Here is a 23581-nt window from a genome sequence, read left to right on the forward strand (position 1 = left end):
CGCCGTGAAAGGGCGGTGTCCTAGGCCACTAGACGAAGGGGACGCGGCCCGGAACTTCAACATCTTTCCGACTTCGCCGCCTTGCTGTTTCAGCGTTTCGCGTCGAAGTGGCGCGCATTCTATGGAGCCTTTGAGGGGTCGTCAACCCTCAGAAGAAAATTTTTTTAAATCAAAGACTTCTGGCTAAAAAGCGAGCGACTGCTATCAGCGGTAGCACTAAGACATTACACTCGCGAAAAAACCTTGGGGAGCTTTCCAGGTGTCGCCACTCGTCATTACCGTCCTGGTCCTCGTCGGCATCGCCCTGCTGGTTGCCATCGGCTATATCAACCATCTGGTCGAGAACCGCAAGCTGGAACAGGCCCGGCAGAAAGCCGACCTGCTCGACCGCTGCCGGCGCTGTGCCGATATTTCCGAGTCCATGCCCGGCCAGTTCATGTCGCCGGCGTTGAAGCTGCTGCTCAGTCGTTTCGAGCTGAGCCTGGGTGAACGCCTGCTGACCGTCGACAAGCAGAATACCCAGATAAAGGAACGGATCGCCGAACTGCGCCCGCTCATCGCCCAGGGCGAATCCATTCCCGTGCGCAATGCGCCGCAGGCCATCCTCACCGAAGCCAAGGCCAAGGACGTCCGCTTCCTGTTCGAAGCGCTGCACGCCCAGCTCACCCGCTGCGCCCAGGACGGCCTGCTGCCGCGCAACGAAGCCCAGCAGTGGGTGAAGGAGATCCGCCACCTGCTCGCACTCCTTCATATAGAGTTCTTCGGCAACCTCGGCCAGCAAGCCCTGCAGCAGGGCCAGCCGGGGCAGGCGCGACTGGCCTTCGAGCGCGGCGCCCAGTACCTGCGCAAACAGCAGGACATCGGCCGCTACCAGGCTCAGTTGCAACAGATGGAGAACCAGTTGGCCCGCGCCAACGCGATGGTGCTGGAAAATACCCAGCCCGCCGCCGACGAGAACAGCGCGCTGAACGATGGCCTCAAGGCCCTCGACGACGACGATCTGTGGAAGAAGAAGAACCTTTACGACGACTGACACGTCGAATCTGCATACCTCGCCCCAGGAGCCCACCATGAGCCTCGTAGTCTTCGGCGCCCCGCTCTCCCCGTTCGTTCGCAAAGTCCGCCTGTTCTGTGCCGAGAAAGGCCTGGACTACCAGTTGGAGAACGTCAATCCGTTCAACCAGCCCGACTGGTACCGCGAGCTCAATCCGCTGCGCCGGGTACCGGCGATCCGCGATGGCGACTTCACCCTCGCCGACTCCAGCGTCATCTGCCATTACCTGGAAGACCGCGACCCGCAACGCACCGCGCTGTGCGGCGAGACTCCGCAGGCAAAGGCCCGCATCCGCTGGCTGGAGAAGTACGCCGACTACGAAGTCGCGCCGCTGGCCACCTTCACCGTCTTCCGCAACCGCCTGCTCAAGCCGCTGATGGGCAAGCCCTGCGATGAAGACGCGGTAAAGGGCGCCATGCAGGAAAAACTGCCGGAGCATTTCGACTACCTGGAAAAATGCCTGGCCGCGAACGACTACTTCATCGACAACCGCTTCAGCCTCGCCGACATCGCCATTGCCAGCCAACTGGTGAACATGGGCCACGGCGGCGAGAAACTGGATACCCAGCGCTGGCCGGCACTGGCGGCGCACTTCGAGCGCATCGCCAGCCGTCCCGCCCTGGCGGCCATCCTTGAAGGCGAGCAGCAGATCATCGCCAAGATCCTGGCCAAGCGCTGATCCATCCCTGGCAAGCCCGTAGGGTGGCGTGGAGCGAAGCGACACCCATCATGGCGGATATATTCGCCGGTCAGGCCGGCGTGGGGTCGATTCGCGAGCACAGGAGGAAACTGGCAGCGCTCTTCGTAGGAGCGAGCTTGCTCGCGAACCCGGCCCTCGGAAACGAAAAAAACGCCATTGCGGGGCTTTTTCGTTGGACCGGGGATCAGCAGTCCGTCAGCCGCAGAAAAATCGCCACCAGACGCTCGATGCCAGCCTGGTCGGCTTCGCTGAAGCGACCGACCTTCGGGCTGTCCAGGTCCAGCACACCGATCAACCGACCGTCCTTCACCAGCGGCACCACCAGCTCGCTGCTGGAGGCGCTGTCACAGGCGATATGGCCGGGGAAGGCATGCACGTCCTCGACCCGCTGGCTCTCCCGAGTACGCGCCGCCGCACCGCACACGCCCTTGCTGAACGGGATACGCACGCAGGCGACCTTGCCCTGGAACGGGCCGAGCACCAGCTCCTCGTTGCGGTTGAGGTAGAAGCCGGCCCAGTTCAGGTCCGTCAGTTCGTTGAACAGGAATGCCGAGAACTGCGCAGCGTTGGCGATGAAATCGCGCTCGTCGGCGAACAGCGACTCCGCTTGCGCGGCCAGCAGCGCATATCCATCGAGGCCGGCGCCGGCCTGCTGCAGATCGATCATGGGGTTTCTCCTTCCAGCAATTGGCGGCCCACCCAGTAGCGGGCGAATTGATAGGCACAGCGGCCATTGCGGTTGCCGCGTCCGAGTGCCCAGCGGATGGCCTCTTTCTCCAGTGCATCATCCCAGTGCCAGTAGGCCAGGCCGGATTTCTGCGCCAGCGCATCGATCCAGTGGCGGACCACGCTCAGGAAGTGCTCCTGGGTGAAGGGATAGAAAGAGAGCCAAAGACCGAAACGGTCGGACAGGGCGATCTTGTCCTCCACCGCTTCGTTGGGATGCAGCTCGCCGTCGATCATCTGCCAGTTCTCGTTGTCGCTCTGTTTTTCCGAGACCAGGTGACGGCGGTTCGAGGTGGCATACAGCAGCACGTTGTCCGGCGCCTGCTCCAGCGAGCCGTCGAGCACGCTCTTGAGCACGCGGTAGTCGCCCTCGCCGGCGTCGAACGACAGGTCGTCGCAGAACAGCACGAAGCGCTGCGGCAGACCGTGCAGTTGTTCGACCACCCGCGGCAGGTCGGCCAGGTGATCGCGCTCGATCTCGATCAGGCGCAGTCCCTCGCCGGCCAGCTCGGCCAGCAGCGCACGCACCAGCGAAGACTTGCCGGTACCTCGCGCGCCCCACAGCAAGGCGTGGTTGGCCGGTTTGCCGGCCACGAACTGGCGAGTGTTGCGCGCCAGTTGGTCACGTTGGGTGTCGACACCCAGCAGGTCGCCCAGGCGCAGGTCGAGGCTGACCTCCAGCGGCTGCAGGTACCCGCTGCGCCCATCGCGGTACCAGCGCGCGGCCAGGCTGCGCTGCCAGTCGACCGGCGCGCGCAAGGCCGGCAACAAAGGCTCCAGACGCGCAAGCACCGATTCGGCGCGCGCGAGAAAATCGTTCAGACGGGAATCCACGCTGATCTCCACGGATCGTTCGAAGTTGGGCGGCAGGCCATGCCGACAGACGGTGCCGATGGGCTATGCTACGCCGCAGAAAAGCTCTCGCGAGGCGACGCTCCGCACTCCATGGATATTGCGCTTACCCATCGCCTCTCGTTCAAGCAGGCCAGCCTGACCGTGCTGGTGGCGTTCCTGCTGGGGACGCTGCTCAGCCTTGTCCAGGTTGCCGTCGATTATGCCAGCCAGGACGCCTCCATCAACCGCGAAGTGCGCGCCCTGCTGGACGTCAGCCACAACCCCGCCGCGCGCATCGCCTACAACATCGACGCCGAACTGGCCCAGGAACTGGTGGTCGGCCTGCTGCGCTCGCCGGCGGTGATCCGCGCCGAGATCATCGACAACGCCGGCACGCCCCTGGCCAGTGCCAGCCGGCCGCTTGCCGAAAGCCATCTGCGCGAGTTGAGCGACTTCCTCTTCGGCGAACAGCGCAGTTACGAAGAGCCGCTGTTCGTCGATCACGCCCCCAGCGAATCCCTCGGCGTGCTGCGCCTGGAGATCGACACCTTCGTGTTCGGCAACGACTTCCTGCGCCGCGCCGGCATGACCTTCATTTCCGGCTTCATCCGCAGCCTGCTGCTGTCGCTGATCCTGCTGGTGCTGTTCTACGCGCTGCTGACCAAGCCGCTGGTGAGCCTGATCGACGTCCTCAGCCGCCACGACCCGCGTTCGCCCTCGCGCCTGCGCCTGCCCTATCCACACGGCCACGAACGCGACGAGATCGGCGTGCTGGTGGAGGTCACCAACCGCCAGCTCAACCGCATCTCGGTGGAAATGGAGCAGCGCCGCGAGGCCGAGGACCGGTTGACCCAGTACCTGGAAGAACTGGAAAGCATCGTCGCCGCCCGTACCGCCGAGCTGAAGGCGGCGAACGCACGCCTCACCCTGTCCAACCAGGAGCTGGAGCAGGCCCGGCAGACCGCCCTGGCGATGGCCCAGGCGCGCGGCAGCTTCCTCGCCAACATGAGCCATGAGATCCGCACTCCGCTCAACGGCCTGCTGGGCATGCTCGGCCTGGCGCTGGACGGCCCGCTGACCACCGAACAGCGCCAGCAGCTGTCCATCGCCCATGACTCGGGCAAGGTGCTGCTGGAATTGCTCAACGACGTGCTCGACCTGTCCAAGTTCGAGGCCGGCCAGTTGGAGCTGGAGCAGATCCCCTTCGACCTGGGCACCCTGGTGGAGGACACCGCCAGCCTGCTGTCGCAGAACGCCTCGCCCGCGGTGGAACTCACCTGCCTGGTCAGCCCGCGCTTGCCGGCGCAGCTTTCGGGCGACCCGACGCGGGTGCGCCAGGTGGTCAGCAACCTGCTGTCCAATGCCCTCAAGTTCACCCGGCTGGGCCGCGTCGATGTCAATGTCGAGCCGCATGGCGATGGCGTACGCATCAGCGTGCGCGACACCGGCATAGGTATCGCGCCCGAGGCCCTGCAGAAGATTTTCCAACCCTTCACCCAGGCCGACGCCGGCATCGCCCGCCAGTATGGCGGCACCGGTCTTGGACTGGCGCTGACACGCAAGCTGTGCGACGCCATGAAGGGCGAACTGGTGGTCAAGTCCGAACCCGGGTTTGGCAGCGAGTTCATCGCCACCCTGCCCCTTCCGGCGCTGGAGCCCGCCCCGCCGCCACCGCCCCTGAGCGGCCGGCTGATCGTGCAATGCGCCGCCAGCAGCGGCCTGGCCGCACTGCTGGAACGCTGGCTGCCGCACTGGAATATCGAGTACCGGCGCCTGGACATCGACGCGAGCCTGGCCGGCATGGAACTGGATGCGCTGCTTTCGGACTGCCCGGACTGCCTGATCACCCTGCGCCGGCACCTGGCCAAGCCGGTCCTGCTGGTCACCGCCTACGGCAACTTCCTCGAACAGCCGCTGGCGCAACGCCTGGCGCCCCTGCGCCAACTGGCCCGGCCGCTGTCACGGACGGTGCTCTACCAGGCGCTCAGACAGGCGTTCGAGCATCAGCCGCTGCCGGCCTCCAGCGAGGCCGACGCCACACGCGCGGAGCAGTTCTCGGCGCGGGTGCTGCTGGTGGAGGACAACCCGGTCAACCAACTGGTGGCCAAGGGGCTGCTGCAGAAGCTCGGCTGCGTCGTGGCCGTCGCCGCCAACGGGGAAGAGGCGCTCGCCCAACTGGGCGATGGCACCTTCGATCTGGTACTGATGGACTGCAACATGCCGGTACTGGATGGCTACCAGGCCACCCAGGCGATCCGCGAAAGCGGGCGCTGGCCGGGTCTGCCGATCATCGCCCTGACCGCCAACGCCCTGCCCGACGAACGCGAGCGCTGCCGCGCCGCCGGCATGGACGACTACCTGGCCAAACCCTTCCACCGTGACGAACTGGCGGAAATCCTGGAGCGCTGGGTGGATCACCGCCCGCGCGGTTGAGCTCAGCCGTCCAGCCTCGCCAACTGCAACAGCAATGAATCCAGTTGCTCGCGCAGGCCGTCGGAGGCGCTCAGATCCAAGCCGCTGCGGCACAGCAGGTCTTCACGCAACGGCAGCACCTTGTCACGCAGTGCGCCGCCCGCCGGGGTCAGCCGAAGGTGCACTTCCCGCTCGTCGTGCCGCGCCCGGCGGCGCTCGACCAGTCCCAACTGCTCCAGGCGCTTGAGCAACGGCGTCAGGGTGCCGGAATCGAGCATCAGCCGCTCGCCCAGCGCCTTCACCGAGGGTTGCTCCGGCGGCTCGGCCTGCCACTCCCAGAGCACCAGCATCGCCAGGTACTGTGGGTAGGTCAGGCCAAGCGCCTCGAGCATCGGCCGGTAGCCACGGATCACCGCGCGCGACACCGCGTACAGGCGGAAGCACAGCTGGTTGTCCAGCAACAGCTCCGGCTGCAGAACTGCCGAATCCTTCATCACAGCAGCGCTTCGATCTCGGCGCAGAGCTGTTCCGGCTTGGTGGTCGGGGCGAAGCGCTTGATGACCTTGCCGTCCTTGCCGATCAGGAACTTGGTGAAGTTCCACTTGATGCCCTGGCTACCCAGCAGGCCCGGCGCGCGCTGCTTGAGTTGCACGTAGAGCGGATGGGCGGCGGCGCCGTTGACGTCGATCTTCTTGAACAGCGGGAAGCTGACGCCGAAGTTCAGCTCGCAGAACTGCGAGATCTCCCCTTCATTGCCCGGCTCCTGCTTGCCGAACTGGTTGCAGGGAAAGCCAAGCACCACCAGGCCCTTGTCCTTGTAGCGGCGCCACAGCGTTTCCAGCCCCTGGTACTGCGGAGTGAAGCCGCACTGGCTGGCGGTGTTCACCACCAGCAGCGCCTTGCCGCCGAAATCGGCGAGGGTTTTCCGTTCGCCCTTGATGGTGGTCACGGGAATGTTCAGCAGTGCGTCGCTCATCGTGGATGGCTCCGGCGGAAAGTGGGAACTCAAAGAATAGTGACCAATTGAATTGTGCGCAATTTAATTGGTCGCGAATCATCCAGTGAATGGCGACACATCAGGGATCTCCTGTAGGAGCGAGCTTGCTCGCGAACAAGGTTCCCGGGGATAACGGAGCTGGGCTGTTCGCGAGCAAGCTCGCTCCTACGAAGAGCCCCAAGAACAGGCCCGCTCGGTGGCGGGCCTTGGGGTCACTCCTTGGGTACCAGCTTCAAGGATGCCGAATTGATGCAGTAGCGCAGCCCGGTCGGCCGCGGGCCGTCGGGGAAGACGTGGCCCAGGTGCGCATCGCACTTGCCGCAGCGCACTTCGATGCGCTGCATGCCGTGGCTGAAGTCTTCCAGCTCCTTGACCACCTCGCCGTTCACCGGCTGGAAGTAGCTTGGCCAGCCGCTGCCCGAGTCGTATTTGGCGTCGGAGTCGAACAACGCGGTGCCGCAGCACACGCAGTGGTAGATGCCGGGGGTCTTGGTGTCGTGGTATTCGCCGGTGAAGGCGCGCTCGGTACCGCCCAGGCGGCAGATATGAAACTGCTCGTCGGTGAGCTCGTCACGCCAGGAATCCAGGGGCTTTTCCAGCTTTTCCATCGATCTGCCTCCATAAACGAAAAAATGCCCGATCCCGCTCTTTTCCGCGAATCGGGCCGCACGTATGATGCGCGTGGTTAACGTCAGGTTCAGAATCTGCCGCACAGAGACATTCTCGCGATATAAAAGCCTTAAAAACTCTACTTTTTCGAGAAATCCACTGTTTTCCTGTCGATTTTTAGTGTCGACGCCAGGGAAAAGCACTTCCGAACCGATCATTTGACGCCAGTCTGTCACCCGCGTTACAGCCTGCCAAGTCGCCGGCCGCGGACTATTTTGGAATCCCAGATCATGCAGGTCACCAAATCGAACAAGCTCGCCAACGTCTGCTACGACATTCGCGGGCCCGTGCTCAAGCACGCCAAGCGCCTGGAAGAGGAAGGCCACCGCATCCTCAAGCTGAACATCGGCAACCCGGCGCCGTTCGGTTTCGAGGCGCCGGACGAAATCCTTCAGGACGTCATCCGCAACCTGCCGACCGCCCAGGGCTACAGCGACTCCAAGGGCCTGTTCAGCGCGCGCAAGGCGGTCATGCAGTACTACCAGCAGAAGCAGGTGGAAGGCGTCGGCATCGAGGACATCTACCTGGGCAACGGCGTGTCCGAGCTGATCGTGATGGCCCTGCAGGCGCTGCTCAACAACGGCGACGAAGTGCTGATCCCGGCGCCCGACTACCCGCTGTGGACCGCCTCCGTGGCCCTGGCTGGCGGCAAGCCGGTGCACTACCTGTGCGACGAGCAGGCCGGCTGGTTCCCCGACATCGCCGACATGAAGGCGAAGATCACCAGCAACACCAAGGCCCTGGTGCTGATCAACCCGAACAACCCGACCGGCGCGGTCTATTCGAAGGAAGTGCTGCAGGACATCGTCGAACTGGCGCGCCAGCACAACCTGGTGATCTTCTCCGACGAGATCTACGACAAGATCCTTTACGACGAGGCCCAGCACATCTCCACCGCCTCCCTGGCGCCCGACGTGCTCTGCCTGACCTTCAACGGCCTGTCCAAGTCCTACCGCGTGGCCGGCTTCCGTTCCGGCTGGATCGCCATTTCCGGCCCCAAGCACAAGGCGCAGAGCTACATCGAGGGCCTGGATATCCTGGCCAACATGCGCCTGTGCGCCAACGTGCCGAGCCAGCACGCGATCCAGACCGCGTTGGGCGGCTACCAGAGCATCAACGACCTGGTACTGCCCGGCGGGCGCCTGCTGGAACAGCGCAACCGCGCCTGGGAGCTGCTCAACGACATCCCCGGCGTCAGTTGCGTGAAACCGATGGGCGCGCTCTATGCGTTTCCGCGCATCGACCCGAAGGTCTGCCCGATCCACAACGACGAGAAATTCGTCCTCGACCTGCTGCTTTCCGAGAAGCTGCTCATCGTTCAGGGAACCGCCTTCAACTGGCCCTGGCCGGATCACTTCCGGGTGGTTACCCTGCCCCGTCTCGATGACCTGGAACAGGCCATCGGACGCATCGGCAACTTCCTGAAAGCCTACCGCCAATAAATCATCGCCAGTGAATCCCAGCGCATAAATGGACCTGCAGATCGACGACTTCTACAAGGATGCCGCTTCCGGCCTGCTGATGCTCTACCAGGCCTTCCCGCGCAAGATCGCCCTCTACATCGAGGACCTGATCGGCCGGGAAGAGCCCGACGAGTTCGGCCTGCCCAGCACCCGCCACCAGAGTTGCCTGGGCGCGTTGCTGTGGCTGGCCGAGGAAGGCTACCTGCGCTTCGACGCAACCATTCGTTACGAAGCGCTGGACCAGGCCGTGCTCAGCGAAAAAGCCTTCCTCCGCCTGACCCGCATCGTCCCCCACGCGGTACGGCCCAGCGACGACCTGCCGCCCAGCGTGCGCCGCGACCAGGCTTCCCTGGCCAACCAGCTGCGCGAAGCCCTCGCCAGTCGTCACAGTGACCGCATCGCCCGCTTGACCCGTCTACTCTTCGAAAGTGACCTCGGGCGCCCAAGCGACACAGTTTGAAATAGTCCCCGAGTTGAATCACCTCGGGGGCAACCGTATATACCCCGCATACTATTCAGCGATCCTGGGCCCTGCTGTGCCCGGCGATCCGGAAAGCCGCGCTCCCAAGCGGTTTTCCCCTAATCCAGCCGTGAGGAGAAGCTTTACGCCATGATGCGCATCCTGTTGTTCCTGGCCACCAACCTGGCAGTTCTGGTGATCGCCAGCATCACCCTGAAACTGCTCGGCGTGGACCGATTCACGGGCCAGAATTACGGCAGCCTGCTGGTATTCTGTGCAGTGTTCGGCTTCGCCGGCTCCCTGGTTTCGCTGTTCATCTCCAAATGGATGGCGAAGATGAGCACCGGCACCGAGATCATCAGCCAACCGCGTACCCGTCATGAACAGTGGCTGCTGCAGACCGTGGAAGAACTGTCCCGCGAAGCCGGCATCAAGATGCCGGAAGTGGGCATCTTCCCCGCCTACGAAGCCAACGCCTTCGCCACCGGCTGGAACAAGAACGACGCACTGGTCGCCGTCAGCCAGGGCCTGCTGGAGCGCTTCTCCCCTGAGGAAGTGAAAGCCGTGCTGGCCCACGAGATCGGCCACGTGGCCAACGGCGACATGGTCACCCTGGCGCTGATCCAGGGCGTGGTGAACACCTTCGTGATGTTCTTCGCGCGCATCTTCGGCAACTTCGTCGACAAGGCCATCCTGAAGAACGAAGACGGCCCGGGCATCGGCTACTTCGTCGCGACCATCTTCGCCGAACTGGTCCTGGGCATCCTCGCCAGCATCATCGTCATGTGGTTCTCGCGCAAACGCGAATACCGCGCGGACGAAGCCGGCGCCCACCTGGCCGGCAGCGGCGCGATGATCGCCGCCCTGCAACGCCTGCGCGCCGAACAAGGCGTGCCGGTGCAGATGCCCGACTCGCTGCAGGCCTTCGGCATCAACGGCAGCCTCAAGCACGGCCTGGCCGGTCTGTTCATGAGCCACCCGCCGCTGGAAGACCGCATCGAAGCCCTACGCGCCGCGGCTCGCTAAGGCGCAAGACGCAAAAAGGGCGACCCTCGGGCCGCCCTTTTTCATGCCCGCGATTCAACCGCGTCGCAGGTCGAACACCACCTCGTCCAAGCGGCTGACGCCGCGCTTGAGGAACTTGGGATTCTCCGCCAGCACGTCGAGGCGATCCAGCTCCACCAGTTGCCAGCCTTCGGCGAAATGCGTGCGTACCTCATCGGCCAGGACGGCGAACGGCGGGCCGTCCATTTCCGCCTGCGGGTACTCCAGCGTCACCAACAGCCCGCGCACCTGCGGCGGCAGATTGCGTTGCAGATGAGCCACGTAGTCCGGACGCATATCCTGCGGCAGCGCGATCAACGCGGCGCGATCATACAGCGCTGCACACCCGCCCAACTGCTCGGCGGTGGTGTCGAAGAAATCCCCCTGGAGGATCTCCAGCCGCTCGTGACGATAGCGCCGAACCTGTCCCTCCTCGGTCACCTGGGGTTCGACGCCCAGCCCTGCGAAGAAGTCGAGTACCGCGCGCTCCGCCAGCTCCACACCGAGCACGCGGTACCCCTGTTGCACCAGCCAGAGCATGTCCAGGCTCTTGCCACACAGCGGCACCAGCACCTGCGCCCCCTCGGGCAACCGCAACGCCGGCCAGTGACGCGCAAGCCCGGGGTTCACCTCGTTCTGATGGAAGCCGATTTCATTGCGCGCCCAGCGCGCCTGCCAGAAGTCGTGTTGCATGGGAAAGACCCGATTCCAGAAGCGTTGTCCCACATGATCCGCAATCGGCCCGCCCCGCGCCAGCCACCTCACGGCGGATATCGACAAATTCGATCGAAATCGTCAAAAACCCATGCTGGTTATCGATCAGTCCAGGGGCGAACATAGCGGTATCCCTGTAACGAGGTTCACCATGCTCCCTACCCTGTTCATCTCTCACGGTTCTCCCATGCTGGCCCTGGCCCCCGGCGCCAGCGAGGCTCCACTCAAGCGCCTGGCCGGCGAGCTGCCGACGCCGAAGGCGATCCTGGTGGTCTCCGCCCACTGGGAAACCCCGGACCTGCGCGTCACCGCCGCCGCCCGGCCGGCGACCTGGCACGACTTCTACGGCTTCCCGGCGGAACTCTATGCCGTGCAGTACCCCGCCCCCGGCTCGCCGGAGCTGGCGGCGCGCGTCGTCGAGCTGCTCGCCGAAGACAGTTTGCCCGCCATCCTCGATGCCGAGCGCCCGCTGGACCACGGCGCCTGGGTGCCGCTGAGCCTGATGTACCCGGACGCGGACATTCCGCTGGTGCAGTTGTCATTGCCCAGCCGCCTCGGCCCGTCGATGCAGGATCGTATCGGCAAGGCCCTGCGTGCGCTGCGCAAGGAAGGCATTCTGCTGATCGGCTCGGGCAGCATTACCCACAACCTCGGCGAGCTGGACTGGCGCGCCGGGCCGGACGTCATCGAACCCTGGGCCAAGGCCTTCCGCGACTGGATGGCCGAACGCCTGGCCGCCAATGACGACGCGGCCCTGTTCGACTATCGCCAGCAGGCGCCCTGGGCCATGCGCAACCACCCCAGCGATGAGCACCTGCTGCCGCTGTACTTCGCACGCGCCGCCGGCGGCGCGCCCATGACCGTGGAGCACGCCGGCTTCACCCTCGGCGCGCTGGGCATGGACATCTACCGCTTCGGCTGAACAAGCGGCTTTTCGCAGGAACGAGCTTGCTCGCGAACCGCACGACACCGGAGCCGCCGGGAAATGCTTCGCGAGCAAGCTCGCTCCTACAAGGGCATCCAGGTGCCGACAGCAACTCCCCCCGGAAACGAAAAAGCCCCGCCGAGGCGGGGCTTTTTCATGCGCGAACGACTGAGGATCAGTCTTCGCGGTAACGGCGCAGGCGCAGGGCCTTGCCGGCGACGCGGGTGTCCTTGAGCTTGGTCAGCAGACGGTCGAGGTTCTCGTCCGGCAGCTCGATCAGGCTGAAGGTCTCGCGGATCTGGATGCGGCCGATGGCCTCGCGGGACAGGCCGCCCTCGTTGAGGATGGCGCCCAGCAGGTTCTTCGCCTGCACGCCATCGCGGGCGCCCAGGGCGGTACGGCAGCGGGACTTGCCCTCCGACGGCGGCGCCATCGGGCGACGCTCGCCGCTGCGTTCCGGACGGTCACCGCGCTCGGCGCGATCGCCACGCTCGTAACGGTCGCTGCGCTCACGCGGGGCGGCCGGGGTCAGCGGCTGTTCGCGGCGGACCGATTCCAGGTCCAGCGCCTTGCCTTCGGTCAGCTTGGCCAGCAGCACGGCAGCCAGGGTGTCCATGTCGGTACCCAGGCGGCGGCACAGCTCGTCACGCACGGCGCCACGGCTGGCAACAGCGTTGGCCAGCAGCGGCTGCAGACCGGTGGCCAGGCGGTTCAGACGGGCTTCAAGGACGGTGTCGGCGTCCGGCAGGCGAACTTCGCCGACCTTCTGACCGGTCACACGCTCGATCACCTGCAGCATGCGGCGCTCGCGCGGGGTCACCAGCAGCAGCGCACGACCTTCACGACCGGCACGGCCGGTACGGCCGATGCGGTGTACGTAGGATTCCGGGTCGTACGGCATGTCCACGTTCAGTACGTGGGTGATGCGCGCCACGTCGAGGCCACGGGCGGCAACGTCGGTGGCGATGACGATGTCCAGCGAGCCGTCCTTCAGCGACTCGATCACGCGCTCACGCTGGGCCTGCGGCATGTCGCCGTTCAGCGCGGCGGCACGGTAGCCCTGGCGCTCGAGCAGCTCGGCGATGTCCAGGGTGGCCTGTTTGGTACGGACGAAGCCGATCAGCGCGTCGAACTGCTCGACTTCCAGCAGACGCAGGATCGAGGCCGGCTTCTGGTCGGCGTGGACCATCAGGTGCACCTGCTCGATGCGGGCGACGGTCTGGGTCTTGGCGGCGATGCGGACGTGCTTGGGCTCTTTCAGGTGACGTTCGGCAATGCTGCGGATCGAAGCCGGCAGGGTCGCGGAGAACAGTACGGTCTGGCGGCTGGCCGGCATGGCCTCGAAGATCACTTCGAGGTCATCCATGAAGCCGAGCTTGAGCATTTCGTCCGCTTCGTCGAGGACCAGGCGCTCGACGGTGGAGAGCAGGTTCTCGTCGCGACGCAGGTGGTCGCACAGGCGGCCCGGAGTGGCTACCAGGACCTGGGCGCCCTGGCGCAGGGCCTTGAGCTGCGGGCCCATCGGCGCGCCACCGTAGACGGCAACGACGCCAACGCCCGGCATCTGCTTGGAGTAGGTTTCGCACGCGGTAGCGACCTGCAGGGCCAACTCGCGAGTCGGTACCAGTACCAGCACCTGCGGAACGCGGCGGCTCGGGTCGATCTTCGACAGCAGCGGCAGCGCGAAGGCGGCGGTCTTGCCGGTACCGGTCTGGGCCTGGCCGATCATGTCGTGGCCTTCGAGGATCACCGGGATCGACTGGGCCTGGATCGGGGACGGCTCTTCATAGCCGACGGCGGCGATGGCCGCGAGGATATTGGGATGAATGCCGAGCGCGGCGAAGCCGCCGGTTTCCTGGGTCATGGGTTTTGCCTCTAAATACATCCGCAAAGACCCAAGAGCCGAGCTGCGCATGCCCTGTACGACAATGAAGTCACCCAGGCAGCTGGAAGCGGGGATTTGCGAAATGAAGATTGGAAGAATACGTCAAGGAAGTCCGCACAGCGGACGCACAGACCGAGCGTGAAAGCTGCGGAAAAATGCGGGGTCCGAAACGAGGCCTTAGCTTGGCCGGCGCGCATCATACCGGAAAATCCTGTGCCATGTGCGTCTTTTCAGACAAGCCCCGGCGAACGGTCGCCACCTGGACGAGCTCGGCAAGGCCGACTATACCGAGCAGGCCCCTTCCCGTCGGAGGCCATCGATGAAGCCCAGCCGCGAGCCCCGCATCACCCGAGAGCACCGCGACCACGTTCTGCTGCTCGGCCTGAACCGGGTAGAAAAGCGCAACGCATTCGACCTGGACATGCTCAATCAACTGGTGCTCGCCCTGGGCGAATACGAGCGTGACGACCGGCTGCGCTGCGCCCTGGTGTTCGCCCACGGCGAGCACTTCACCGCCGGGCTCGACCTGGCCGATGTCAGCGACACCTTCCGGGCGGGCTGGCAATTGCCCAGCGGCGCCGTGGATCCCTGGGGCACCTTCGGCGGGCCCCGACTGAGCAAGCCGTTGCTGGTCGCCGCCCAAGGCTACTGCTTCACCCTCGGCATCGAGTTGATGCTCGCCGCCGATATCAACCTGTGCGCCAGCAACGCACGCTTCGCCCAACTGGAAGTACAGCGCGGCATCTTCCCCTTCGGCGGCGCGACCTTGCGCCTGCCCCAGGTGGCCGGTTGGGGCAACGCCATGCGCTGGCTGCTCACCGGCGACCAGTTCGATGCACACGAAGCCTGCCGTCTGGGGCTGGTGCAGGAAGTCACCGCGCCCGAGGAACTGATGCCCCGCGCCTTGTGGATGGCCCAGCGGGTCGCTGCCCAGGCGCCACTGGGCATCCGCGCCACCCTGGCATCGGCCCGCCAGTGCCTGGACGAGGGAGAACTGGCCGCCGCGCGCGAGTTGCCGGCAACGGCCAGCCGCCTGCTCTCCAGCGAAGACGCCCAGGAAGGCTTCAGGGCCATGCAGGAAAAGCGCGAGGCCCGCTTCAACGCAAAATGAATGAACGTGTAAGTTCACTCCAGAGCCCGCATCAAAAGCACTATATCCAAGGTATTAAGAACACTCGAAGCAAGCATTCAAGTTCAAACATTATCCTTTCCAATCAATAAGTTGATAACAACAAAACGACTATATACAAGTTCCAATTACGCGATTGAAAACAAATCTCTACAACTGACATCGAGCGCAGCGCAGTGACTCGTCGGAAGTACCGTTCGAGCCTCCGCTGGATCTAATCCTTCATGGAGGAACTCGCATGTCAGGCCCGATTCGCGTCTTCGCACTTTCTCTTCTGGTCGTTGCCCTGTCGCTGCAGGGATGCAGCAGTCACGGCGGCAGTAGTCATCATCGCTCCGCGAGCGACAGCGGCCAGGACGGCGGCGCGGGCTCCGGCGACGGCGGCTCGGGAGGCAGCGGCGACGGCGGTACTGACGGCGGTACCGGTGGCACGGGCGGTGGCACGGGAGGCACGGGTGGAACTGGCGGCGGTACCGGTGGAACTGGCGGCACGGGCGGTGGCACCGGCGGCGGTACCGGTGGGACTGGCGGCACGGGCGGTACCGGCGGTGGTACCGGTGGAACTGGCGGCACGGGCGGTGGCACTGGAGGCACCGGCGGTGGAGACGGCGGCACCGGCGGCGGCACTACCACCCCTAACCTCACCACCAGCAATATCCTGAGCGAAACCGGCGAGGTGGTGTCCAGCGTCGGCGGCACCCTCGGCACCGTCGGCGGCGTGGTCCAGAACGTCGACGTCCCGCTGCTCGGCAGCGGCGTAACCGACGGTACCGGCGGCGTCATCCAGCAGCTTGCCGCAGGCGTGGATCACGTCGGCGACGGCATCACCGACGGCCTGGGCAACCTGGCCAACAATCCCAACGCCATCGGCACCACCCTGGCCGGCCCAACCAACCTGGTCAGCCACACCGGCGAGGCTGTCAGCAGCCTCGGAGATACCGTGGCCGCCATCGGCGACGGCCCGTTGCTGACCAATACCCCGCTCAACGGCGTCACCGGGCAACTGGGTGGCGTAGTAGACGGCGTCGGCGGCAAGATCACCATGCTCGGCGACTCCCTCACCGGAGCAGTCACCACCGGTCCGCTGAGCCAGTTGACCACTCAGCTCAGCGGCACCACCACGAACCTGTTGGGCGCCGTGGAGAACACTACCAAGACCATCGGCACAACCACCGGCCTGGGCGCGCCAGTGAACAACCTGCTGACCACTGTCGGCACGGCGGTGACCCAGACTGGCGATCAGCTCTCCGCCCAGAGCCCGGCGCTGGCCCCGGTCGGCGGAATCGTCAGCAATACGGGGCAGGTGGTCACCGATGCGGGCGGCCTGGTCAGCGGCAGCACGACAGGCAGCAACCCGGTCGGCGGGCTCATCGGCGGCGTCACCAGCACCGTGGGTACTGTCACTGGCGCCCTGGGCGGTGCGACAGGCGGCAGCAACCCGGTGGGCGGGCTGGTCGGCGGCGTGACCGGTGCGGTCGGCAGTGTCACCGGCAGCCTGGGCGGCGCGACGGGCGGCAGCAACCCGGTAGGCGGGCTGGTCGGCGCGGTCGGCAGTGTCACCGGTAGCCTGGGCGGCGCGACGGGCAGCAGCAACCCGGTGGGCGGGCTGCTCAACGGCGTGACCGGCGCGGTGGGTGGCGTCACCAGCGCGCTCGGTACGGGCGGTCTGGTGGCGGGGGCCGGCGTCGGCGCAGGCACCTCCGAGCAGGGCGCGGGCGTTGCGGTTGGCGCAGGTGTCGGCACCACCAGCGGCGGCACGACCCAGGGCGGTCTGCTCGGCACGGTTGGCGGCGCGCTCGGCGGCCTGGGCGCGGGTCTTGGAGTTGGCATCGGGGCTCCCCGGCAATAACCCTGATCTCACCCACACCGCAGTAGCCAGGAGCCACGAGCGGCTCCTGGCCATCGCTGAAGTCGGACTCACGGAGGAGCCAGATGCGCACACTCGCCACCCTCACCCTGTTGCTGGCCAGTCCTTTCGCGTGGGCGGAGCGTCCGATCCAGCTCCCGGGGTCCGATATCGAACAGACCCTGCCCCGCCCCAACGTGCCAGGCGGCGAACTTCGCCCGACGGCGCCCAAGGTCAGCGCACCCGCGCCGTCGGCCCGGCAACCCGGCCAGATACTGCAGCAACGCATCCAGCTCAAGCGCATCGAGATCGCCGGCGGCGGCCACTACCCGCTGAACACCTGGCGCCCGCTGCTGGAGCCCCTGACCCAGCGGCCGATCCAGGTCAGCGAACTGGTAGCGGCGGCCAAGGCCATCACCCAGCGCTACCAGAACGACGGCTTCTTCATTTCCTTCGCCTACGTGCCCAACCAGGACTTTCGTGGCGGCGGCGCGCGCATCGTGCTGGTGGAGGGCCACATCAGGGAAGTGCGCGGCAATGGCGACCTGGGCGCGCACCAGGCCCGCGTGGACCGCTGGATCGCCCGCCTGAAAAGCGAGCGACCGCTGACCCGCGCGAGCTTCGAGCGCTTCAGCGTACTAATGAACCGCGTACCGGGCCTGCAACTGGCAATGGCACTCAAACCGCCCACCACCAATGACGGCGGCGCGGTGCTGGAACTGGCCGGCCAGAGCAAGCGCTTCAACACCGGCATGAACCTCGACTCGCGCCGTGGCGAACAGCGCGGCCTGTTCAACGCACAAGTGATGTCCCTGCTCGGCTGGGGCGAGCAACTGCAATTCAACTACCTCTACCCGCCGGGCGACGACGAGGAGCACTACCGCGCCTGGAACTACAGCCAACTGCTGGGCGACAACGGCCTGCAATTGCAGGCCGGCTACAGCAAGTACAACTCGCGCCCGGACGACAACCTGCGCCTGGCCAACGGCCTGGAGTTCGCGCGCAAGCGGCAGAACGAGCGGATCAGCGCCGGCCTCGGGATTCCCGTGCTGCTGCGCCGCGACCTGACCTGGGACGTGAACGTGCGGGGCTACACGGTGAACGACACCAGCCGCTACGACCTGGTCTACCCGAACATCCCCTACCGCGTCGAACAGAAGAGCAAGCTGCGAGTCGTCGGCGTGGACACGGTGGTCCAGCAGTTCGCCAGCAAGCGCGTGCGCGCCGGGAGCCTGGCGGTCTACCAGGGATTGAACGGAATGGGCGCGGAAACCGAGAAGCCCATCCGCAAGGACTTCACCCGCGTGCTCGGCTACGGCGCCCAGCAGGACCAGTTCGGCGAACGCTGGCAAGGCGTCGTCAGCGCCGGCTTCCAGTGGACCGACGACGTGCTGCCCGACTCGGAACAGGTCACCTATGGCGGCAACAACTTCGGTCGCGGCTACCCCGACGACCAGGCCAGCGGCGACAAGGGCTGGGGCGCCGCCTACGAGGTGAACTACTCCTTCCTGCGCCAGAGCGCGGTGCTCAACCAGATCCAGCCCTACCTGGTGGTGGACACCGCCCGCACCCACTACACCCAGGATGGCCTGCCCAATGCCCGGCTCGGCTCGGCGGCCGTCGGCATACGCCTGTCCAACCGCAAGCACTACCTGGTGTCGATGGAGGTGGCCAAGCCGTTCGGCGATCGCGCACTGGACAACAACCAGCGCAGTCCGCGCCTCAACTTCGCCTTCAGCTACCAGATCCCCTAGGCAGTCGCACCCGGTTCACTGCGCCGGGCACAGCGAGTCGATGTAACCGCGCAGCGAATAACCGAGCCTGGGTTCCAGGCTCGCAACGCGCTTCTTCAGGGCCCTCAGGTTGAGCTCCTGGTCCAGCTCGGCGGGCACGAAGACGATCACGTTGCCCTCCGGCACCGGACACTCCCAGTAATGACGGTGGAAGCGCCCGCGCAACAGCGCGGCGCCCAGCGGACGGCCATCGTCGGTGCTCCACTGGTTGATCACCAGCCAGCCGCCGGGACGCAGGCGCTCGCGGCAGGCGCCGAGGAAGTCCCAGGCGATGTGCGCAGGCGCGGGACCGGTGTCGGTATAGAGGTCGAGGAAGATCAGGTCCGCCGGCTCGCAGTTCGCCAGCTCCTCCACCGCGTCCCCCACGCGCAGGTCCAGGCGCGGATCATCGCCCAGCCCCAGGTGCTCGCGGGCCAGCCGGGGAATCGCCGGCCGCAGCTCGACGGCCTCCACCTCCTCCAGCGGCAGGTACTTCAGGCAGGCCTGGGTCAGGCTACCGGCACCGAAGCCCAGGAACAGGGCACGGCGCGGGTGCGCATGGCACAACCCGCCGAGCAGCATGGCCCGCGAGTAGTCGTACTCCAGCCAGCAGGGATCCTGCATCAGCACACAGCTCTGCTCGACCTCGTCGCCGAACTCCAGGTAGCGGAAGTCGCCGCTCTCCACGACCCGGATCACCCCGAACGCATCGCGCTCCTCGACGATCAGGCGTTCCTCGCTCATGCGCGTTCCTCCCGGAAGGCGACTGTGACATTGCGGTCCGCCAGGATGCACAGACGGCGCGGTTTGCCATTGAACAGCGAGGGCTGAAGCACGTGATAATCCTTCAAAAACAGGCATGAACAACCCGAGCAGCCAGGAACCGACTGCCAGGCCCGAAAGCCGCAAGAATAACAGCCCAAGAGGCACAACCCAGCATGTATGCCATTATCGGCGCGGGTCCGGCCGGCCTCGCCGCCGCCCGCCAGTTGCAGAAGTACGGTATCCCCTTCACCGGCTTCGAACTGCACGGCGATGTCGGTGGCCTGTGGGACATCGGCAATCCCCACAGTACCCTGTACCACTCCGCCCACCTGATTTCCTCCAAGGGCACGACCCAGTTCGACGAGTTTCCAATGGACATGGACGTCCCCCCTTATCCGCACCACACGCAGGTGCTCCACTACTTCCATGCCTACGCGCGGCACTACGGCCTGCGCAGCCACTACCGCTTCAATACACGGGTCACCGCCCTGCTCCGCCAGGAGCGCGGCTGGCGGCTGCGCTGCGAGCGCGACGGCACGGTGCACGAAGGACTGTTCGACGGCGTGCTGATCGCCAACGGCGCCCTGCATACACCCAACCAGCCAGAGCTGCCGGGCGACTTCAGCGGCGAAATCCTCCATGCCAGCCAGTACCGCAACGCCGACTGCTTCGCCGACAAGCGCGTGCTGATCGTCGGCTGCGGCAACTCCGCCTGCGACATCGCAGTGGACGCCGTGCACCGCGCACGCTCCGTGGACCTTTCGGTGCGTCGCGGCTACCACTTCCTGCCCAAGTTCTGCCTGGGCCGGCCAATCGACACCTTCGGCAACCTGGTCCGCCTGCCGCGCCCGCTCAAGCAACGGCTCGACGCGGCACTGCTGCGCCTGCTGATCGGTCGTCCGTCGGACTACGGACTGCCCGATCCCGACCACCGCCTGTACGAATCGCACCCGGTGGTGAACTCGCTGGTGCTGCACCACCTCGCCCACGGCGACATCCGCGCGCGCCGCGACGTGCGCAGCCTGGAAGGTCAACGCGTAGTGTTCAGCGATGGCGAACGCCAGGACTACGACCTGATCCTGCTCGCCACCGGCTACCGCCTGGACTACCCCTTCATCGACCGCGCGCAGCTCAACTGGCCCAACGACTGCGCCGCGCCGCAGCTGTACCTCAACGCCTTCCACCCGCAGTACGACGACCTGTTCATGCTCGGCATGCTGGAGGCCTCGGGCCTTGGCTGGCAGGGGCGCGCCGAGCAGGCCGAACTGGTCGCGCTCTACATCCGCCAGTTGGCCGCGGGCAACCCGGTCGCCGAGCGTTTCCGCCAATTGAAACGGATGCTTGCCGGCCAACGCATCGACGGCGGCTACCAGTACCTGCCGCTCGAACGCATGGCCTATTACGTGGACAAGGACAGCTATCGCCGCACCGTACGCGAGCACATCGCCGAACTGCGCCGCGACCTGCCCGGCACCGCGCCGCTCGCACCGCTGCCGGTACACTGAAGGCGCGCTGCGCACGGGGCGAGCTGATACCATGAGCGATCACCGCCCCTAGCCGCGAACGAGCCACCGATGAGCCTGCCCTGGAGTCCCGACAGCTGGAGAAGCAAGCCGATCCAGCAACAACCCACCTACCCCGACAGCGCGCGCCTGAGCGACGTCGAACGCGCCCTGGCCGGCTTTCCCCCGCTGGTGTTCGCCGGTGAGGCCCGCGAGCTGCGCCGGCAGTTCGCCGAAGTCACCGCCGGCCGCGCCTTCCTGCTGCAGGGCGGCGACTGCGCCGAGAGCTTCGCCGAGTTCTCCGCGGCGAAGATTCGCGACACCTTCAAGGTGCTGTTGCAGATGGCCGTGGTGATGACCTTCGCCGCCGGCTGCCCGGTGGTGAAGGTCGGGCGCATGGCCGGGCAGTTCGCCAAGCCGCGCTCTTCCGGCGAGGAAACCGTCGACGGCGTGACGCTGCCGGCCTACCGCGGCGACATCGTCAACGGCATCGGCTTCGACGAGAAAAGCCGCGTGCCGGACCCCGAGCGCCTGTTGCAGGCCTACCACCAGTCCACCGCCTCGCTGAACCTGCTGCGCGCCTTCGCTGGCGGCGGCTTCGCCGACCTGCACCAGGTGCACCAGTGGAACCTGGATTTCATCGCCAACTCGGCGCTGTCCGAGCGCTACCAGCAGCTCGCCGACCGCATCGACGAAACCCTCGCCTTCATGCGCGCCTGCGGCCTGGACACCGCGCCACAGTTGCGCGAAACCAGTTTCTTCACCGCCCACGAAGCGCTGCTGCTGAACTACGAGGAAGCCTTCATCCGCCGCGATAGCCTGACCGGCGACTGGTACGACTGCTCGGCGCACATGCTGTGGATCGGCGACCGCACCCGCCAGCTCGATGGCGCCCATGTGGAAATGCTGCGCGGCGTTGGCAACCCCATCGGCGTGAAGATCGGCCCGAGCATGGACAGCGAGGAGCTGATCCGCCTGATCGACCTCCTCAACCCGGACAACGAGCCCGGCCGCCTCAACCTCATCGTACGGATGGGCGCCGACAGGGTCGGCGACGGCCTGCCGCGCCTGATCCAGACCGTACAGCGCGAAGGCAGGCAGGTGCTGTGGAGTTCCGACCCCATGCACGGCAACACCATCAAGGCTTCCAGCGGCTACAAGACCCGCGACTTCGCGCGCGTGCTCACCGAGGTGCGGCAGTTCTTCGAGGTGCATCGGGCCGAAGGCAGCTACGCCGGCGGCATCCACATCGAGATGACCGGGCAGAACGTCACCGAGTGCATCGGCGGTGCCCGCCCCATCACCGAGGCCGGGCTGAGCGATCGCTACCACACCCACTGCGATCCGCGCCTGAATGCCGACCAATCCCTGGAACTGGCCTTCCTCATCGCGGAAACCCTGAAGCAGGTGCGCCGCTAGAGCGATATCGGCGAGCGGCCTCCGCTCGCCCTTCCTCAACGCGCCCGCAGCAACGCCTTCAGACGCACGCCCGACGGCCGCCGGCAATGCACCGTCACCCGCTGCAAGCCCAGCCAGTCAGCCATCTCGCCCAGTCGTTCGGCCAACATGCTCCAGGCGGCCTCGTCCGGTCCCGGCGTTTCGTCATGCACCGCATGCACCACCAGTTGCCCCCTGGCCCGCTCGGCGCGCAGGTCCACCCGCGCCACCAGGCGCTCGCCGAAGAGGAACGGCAGCACGTAGTAGCCATAGACGCGCTTGTGCTGCGGCGTGTAGATCTCCAGGCGGTAACGGAAGTCGAACAACCGCTCGGTACGGGCGCGCTCCCACACCAGCGAGTCGAACGGCGACAACAACGCACTGGCCGCGACCTTGCGTGGGATCACCGCATCCGCGGGGCAATAGGCCTGCGCCTGCCAGCCCTGTACCCGCACCGGCAACAGCGCACCCTCCTCCACCAGCTCGGCAAGGCGTGCCTTGCTGTCGCCGGGCTCGAGACGGAAGTAATCGCGCAAGTCCTTTTCCGTCGCCACGCCAAGGGCGCGCGCCGAATGCAGCAGCAACCGGCGCTGGGCCTCGGGCTCGTCCGGCTCGGCTCCGGCCAGCATCGACGGCGGCAACACCCGTTCGGGCAGGTCGTAGAGACGTTCGAATCCGCGTCGGCCGGCGACCGTCACCTCGCCGGCGGCGAACAGCCACTCCAGCGCATGTTTTTCCGCGCTCCAATCCCACCAGGGGCCGGCGCGCTCCTCACGGCTGCTCAGGCTGCCGGCGCCCAAGGCACCCTGGTCACGCACGGCGTCCAGCACCCGGCGGATTACCGGTTGCTGCTCGCGGCCGAAGCGGGCGAGCTGTTGGTAGATGCCGCGCCCCTCCGACGCCCGGCGCATGCGCCAACGCATCAGCGGATAGAGCTCCAGCGACAGCAGCGAGGCCTCGTGCCCCCAGTATTCGAACAGACGCCGCTGGCGCCCCGAACTCCAGGCGGCCTCCTCCAGCATCGCCAGGGGATAGGTGCCCAGCCGCGAGAACAGCGGAAGATAATGGGATCGCACCAGCGCGTTCACCGAGTCGATCTGTAACACGCCCAGGCGCTCCAGCATCGCCCGGACGTGGCGGCGCTGGACCTCGGCCGGCCGCCGCTGCGTGAACCCTTGGGCGGCCAGCGCCAGGCGGCGGGCCTGTTTGACGGACAGCGACTCGGCAATCGGCATCGACACACTCCA

The 23581-nt window shown here is 66.0% G+C and carries 20 protein-coding genes and 1 pseudogene; 12 read left to right on the forward strand and 9 right to left on the reverse strand.

The window, feature by feature from the left end; all coding sequences use genetic code 11:
- Positions 1–259 precede the first annotated feature (259 nt).
- Together ACYCAX_RS23810 and ACYCAX_RS23815 are read left to right on the forward strand one after the other, a co-directional pair.
- A complete protein-coding gene (locus ACYCAX_RS23810) occupies positions 260–1033 on the forward strand; it encodes a hypothetical protein (RefSeq protein WP_015477838.1) in 774 nt (257 codons plus the stop codon).
- Positions 1034–1070: 37 nt separating this feature from the next.
- Positions 1071–1733, forward strand: coding sequence for a glutathione S-transferase family protein (locus tag ACYCAX_RS23815; RefSeq protein WP_460248975.1), 663 nt, complete (start codon positions 1071–1073; stop codon positions 1731–1733).
- Between the two features lie 205 nt (positions 1734–1938).
- Here ACYCAX_RS23815 and ACYCAX_RS23820 read toward each other — a convergent pair whose 3' ends face one another.
- Both ACYCAX_RS23820 and ACYCAX_RS23825 read right to left on the reverse strand, forming a co-directional pair.
- The gene (locus ACYCAX_RS23820) at positions 1939–2421 is read right to left on the reverse strand and encodes a GAF domain-containing protein (protein ID WP_015477840.1); all 483 of its coding nucleotides are present in this window, start codon (positions 2419–2421) and stop codon (positions 1939–1941) included.
- The gene (locus ACYCAX_RS23825; RefSeq protein WP_460248976.1) at positions 2418–3314 is read right to left on the reverse strand and encodes an ATP-binding protein; all 897 of its coding nucleotides are present in this window, start codon (positions 3312–3314) and stop codon (positions 2418–2420) included. Before ACYCAX_RS23825 ends, ACYCAX_RS23820 begins: the two co-directional genes overlap by 4 nt.
- Positions 3315–3425: 111 nt before the next feature.
- On the opposite strand from ACYCAX_RS23825, the gene ACYCAX_RS23830 reads away from it, so the two are divergent.
- Positions 3426–5747: an ATP-binding protein gene (locus ACYCAX_RS23830; RefSeq protein ID WP_015477842.1), complete on the forward strand. Its 2322-nt coding sequence runs from the start codon at positions 3426–3428 to the stop codon at positions 5745–5747.
- Positions 5748–5749: 2 nt separating this feature from the next.
- On the opposite strand, the gene ACYCAX_RS23835 is transcribed toward ACYCAX_RS23830, so the two are convergent.
- From ACYCAX_RS23835 to msrB, 3 genes are all read right to left on the reverse strand, one after another.
- Complete coding sequence (locus tag ACYCAX_RS23835) at positions 5750–6220, reverse strand: MarR family winged helix-turn-helix transcriptional regulator (protein WP_294981080.1); 471 nt, start codon at positions 6218–6220, stop codon at positions 5750–5752.
- Positions 6220–6702: a glutathione peroxidase gene (locus ACYCAX_RS23840; RefSeq protein ID WP_015477844.1), complete on the reverse strand. Its 483-nt coding sequence runs from the start codon at positions 6700–6702 to the stop codon at positions 6220–6222. The genes ACYCAX_RS23835 and ACYCAX_RS23840 overlap by 1 nt, the downstream gene beginning before the upstream one ends.
- A 233-nt stretch (positions 6703–6935) precedes the next feature.
- Complete coding sequence (gene msrB / locus ACYCAX_RS23845; RefSeq protein ID WP_015477845.1) at positions 6936–7331, reverse strand: peptide-methionine (R)-S-oxide reductase MsrB; 396 nt, start codon at positions 7329–7331, stop codon at positions 6936–6938.
- 291 nt (positions 7332–7622) lie between these two features.
- On the opposite strand from msrB, the gene ACYCAX_RS23850 reads away from it, so the two are divergent.
- From ACYCAX_RS23850 to htpX, 3 genes are all read left to right on the forward strand, one after another.
- Positions 7623–8834: a pyridoxal phosphate-dependent aminotransferase gene (locus tag ACYCAX_RS23850; protein WP_015477846.1), complete on the forward strand. Its 1212-nt coding sequence runs from the start codon at positions 7623–7625 to the stop codon at positions 8832–8834.
- 28 nt (positions 8835–8862) lie between these two features.
- Positions 8863–9315, forward strand: coding sequence for a hypothetical protein (locus ACYCAX_RS23855; protein ID WP_015477847.1), 453 nt, complete (start codon positions 8863–8865; stop codon positions 9313–9315).
- Positions 9316–9465: 150 nt separating this feature from the next.
- Entirely contained in the window at positions 9466–10341 is an 876-nt protein-coding gene (htpX, locus tag ACYCAX_RS23860; protein WP_015477848.1) for a protease HtpX, read from the forward strand.
- A gap of 54 nt (positions 10342–10395) precedes the next feature.
- On the opposite strand, the gene ACYCAX_RS23865 is transcribed toward htpX, so the two are convergent.
- Positions 10396–11052, reverse strand: a complete 657-nt coding sequence (locus tag ACYCAX_RS23865) for a thiopurine S-methyltransferase (RefSeq protein ID WP_460248977.1) — start codon at positions 11050–11052, stop codon at positions 10396–10398.
- 172 nt (positions 11053–11224) lie between these two features.
- Here ACYCAX_RS23865 and ACYCAX_RS23870 point away from each other — a divergent pair, with 172 nt between their 5' ends.
- Positions 11225–11995, forward strand: a complete 771-nt coding sequence (locus tag ACYCAX_RS23870; RefSeq protein ID WP_460248978.1) for a DODA-type extradiol aromatic ring-opening family dioxygenase — start codon at positions 11225–11227, stop codon at positions 11993–11995.
- A 178-nt stretch (positions 11996–12173) separates the two neighbouring features.
- On the opposite strand, the pseudogene ACYCAX_RS23875 reads toward ACYCAX_RS23870, so the two are convergent.
- A pseudogene (locus ACYCAX_RS23875) lies at positions 12174–13897 on the reverse strand (DEAD/DEAH box helicase).
- A 305-nt stretch (positions 13898–14202) separates the two neighbouring features.
- Here ACYCAX_RS23875 and ACYCAX_RS23880 point away from each other — a divergent pair.
- The 3 genes from ACYCAX_RS23880 (at position 14203) to ACYCAX_RS23890 (ending at position 18612) form a co-directional block, all read left to right on the forward strand.
- Positions 14203–14994, forward strand: coding sequence for a crotonase/enoyl-CoA hydratase family protein (locus tag ACYCAX_RS23880; RefSeq protein WP_294980798.1), 792 nt, complete (start codon positions 14203–14205; stop codon positions 14992–14994).
- Between the two features lie 256 nt (positions 14995–15250).
- The gene (locus tag ACYCAX_RS23885; RefSeq protein ID WP_460248979.1) at positions 15251–16861 is read left to right on the forward strand and encodes a collagen-like triple helix repeat-containing protein; all 1611 of its coding nucleotides are present in this window, start codon (positions 15251–15253) and stop codon (positions 16859–16861) included.
- 83 nt (positions 16862–16944) lie between these two features.
- A complete protein-coding gene (locus ACYCAX_RS23890) occupies positions 16945–18612 on the forward strand; it encodes a ShlB/FhaC/HecB family hemolysin secretion/activation protein (protein ID WP_294980551.1) in 1668 nt (555 codons plus the stop codon).
- Between the two features lie 15 nt (positions 18613–18627).
- On the opposite strand, the gene ACYCAX_RS23895 is transcribed toward ACYCAX_RS23890, so the two are convergent.
- Positions 18628–19374 carry a spermidine synthase gene (locus tag ACYCAX_RS23895; RefSeq protein WP_294980549.1) on the reverse strand — a complete coding sequence of 249 codons (747 nt, stop codon included), beginning with the start codon at positions 19372–19374 and terminating at the stop codon, positions 18628–18630.
- 194 nt (positions 19375–19568) lie between these two features.
- Here ACYCAX_RS23895 and ACYCAX_RS23900 point away from each other — a divergent pair, with 194 nt between their 5' ends.
- The gene (locus tag ACYCAX_RS23900) at positions 19569–20900 is read left to right on the forward strand and encodes a flavin-containing monooxygenase (RefSeq protein WP_015477857.1); all 1332 of its coding nucleotides are present in this window, start codon (positions 19569–19571) and stop codon (positions 20898–20900) included.
- A gap of 69 nt (positions 20901–20969) precedes the next feature.
- Entirely contained in the window at positions 20970–22316 is a 1347-nt protein-coding gene (locus tag ACYCAX_RS23905; protein ID WP_015477858.1) for a class II 3-deoxy-7-phosphoheptulonate synthase, read from the forward strand.
- A gap of 35 nt (positions 22317–22351) precedes the next feature.
- Here the strand turns inward: ACYCAX_RS23905 and ACYCAX_RS23910 are convergent, their stop codons facing one another.
- Positions 22352–23569, reverse strand: coding sequence for a winged helix-turn-helix domain-containing protein (locus ACYCAX_RS23910; RefSeq protein WP_460248980.1), 1218 nt, complete (start codon positions 23567–23569; stop codon positions 22352–22354).
- Between the last annotated feature and the right edge of the window lie 12 nt (positions 23570–23581).

It is taken from the genome of Pseudomonas sp. MT3 (assembly GCF_054720805.1).

Excerpts from the sequence above, each read along its gene's own strand:
- ACYCAX_RS23815 (WP_460248975.1), top strand. The coding sequence starts at position 1,071 with ATGAGCCTCGTAGTCTTCGGCGCCCCGCTCTCCCCGTTCGTTCGCAAA.
- ACYCAX_RS23820 (WP_015477840.1), bottom strand. The coding sequence starts at position 2,421 with ATGATCGATCTGCAGCAGGCCGGCGCCGGCCTCGATGGATATGCGCTG.
- ACYCAX_RS23830 (WP_015477842.1), top strand. The coding sequence starts at position 3,426 with ATGGATATTGCGCTTACCCATCGCCTCTCGTTCAAGCAGGCCAGCCTG.
- ACYCAX_RS23835 (WP_294981080.1), bottom strand. The coding sequence starts at position 6,220 with ATGAAGGATTCGGCAGTTCTGCAGCCGGAGCTGTTGCTGGACAACCAG.
- ACYCAX_RS23840 (WP_015477844.1), bottom strand. The coding sequence starts at position 6,702 with ATGAGCGACGCACTGCTGAACATTCCCGTGACCACCATCAAGGGCGAA.
- msrB (WP_015477845.1), bottom strand. The coding sequence starts at position 7,331 with ATGGAAAAGCTGGAAAAGCCCCTGGATTCCTGGCGTGACGAGCTCACC.
- ACYCAX_RS23850 (WP_015477846.1), top strand. The coding sequence starts at position 7,623 with ATGCAGGTCACCAAATCGAACAAGCTCGCCAACGTCTGCTACGACATT.
- ACYCAX_RS23855 (WP_015477847.1), top strand. The coding sequence starts at position 8,863 with ATGGACCTGCAGATCGACGACTTCTACAAGGATGCCGCTTCCGGCCTG.
- htpX (WP_015477848.1), top strand. The coding sequence starts at position 9,466 with ATGATGCGCATCCTGTTGTTCCTGGCCACCAACCTGGCAGTTCTGGTG.
- ACYCAX_RS23865 (WP_460248977.1), bottom strand. The coding sequence starts at position 11,052 with ATGCAACACGACTTCTGGCAGGCGCGCTGGGCGCGCAATGAAATCGGC.
- ACYCAX_RS23870 (WP_460248978.1), top strand. The coding sequence starts at position 11,225 with ATGCTCCCTACCCTGTTCATCTCTCACGGTTCTCCCATGCTGGCCCTG.
- ACYCAX_RS23880 (WP_294980798.1), top strand. The coding sequence starts at position 14,203 with ATGAAGCCCAGCCGCGAGCCCCGCATCACCCGAGAGCACCGCGACCAC.
- ACYCAX_RS23885 (WP_460248979.1), top strand. The coding sequence starts at position 15,251 with ATGTCAGGCCCGATTCGCGTCTTCGCACTTTCTCTTCTGGTCGTTGCC.
- ACYCAX_RS23890 (WP_294980551.1), top strand. The coding sequence starts at position 16,945 with ATGCGCACACTCGCCACCCTCACCCTGTTGCTGGCCAGTCCTTTCGCG.
- ACYCAX_RS23895 (WP_294980549.1), bottom strand. The coding sequence starts at position 19,374 with ATGAGCGAGGAACGCCTGATCGTCGAGGAGCGCGATGCGTTCGGGGTG.
- ACYCAX_RS23900 (WP_015477857.1), top strand. The coding sequence starts at position 19,569 with ATGTATGCCATTATCGGCGCGGGTCCGGCCGGCCTCGCCGCCGCCCGC.
- ACYCAX_RS23905 (WP_015477858.1), top strand. The coding sequence starts at position 20,970 with ATGAGCCTGCCCTGGAGTCCCGACAGCTGGAGAAGCAAGCCGATCCAG.
- ACYCAX_RS23910 (WP_460248980.1), bottom strand. The coding sequence starts at position 23,569 with ATGCCGATTGCCGAGTCGCTGTCCGTCAAACAGGCCCGCCGCCTGGCG.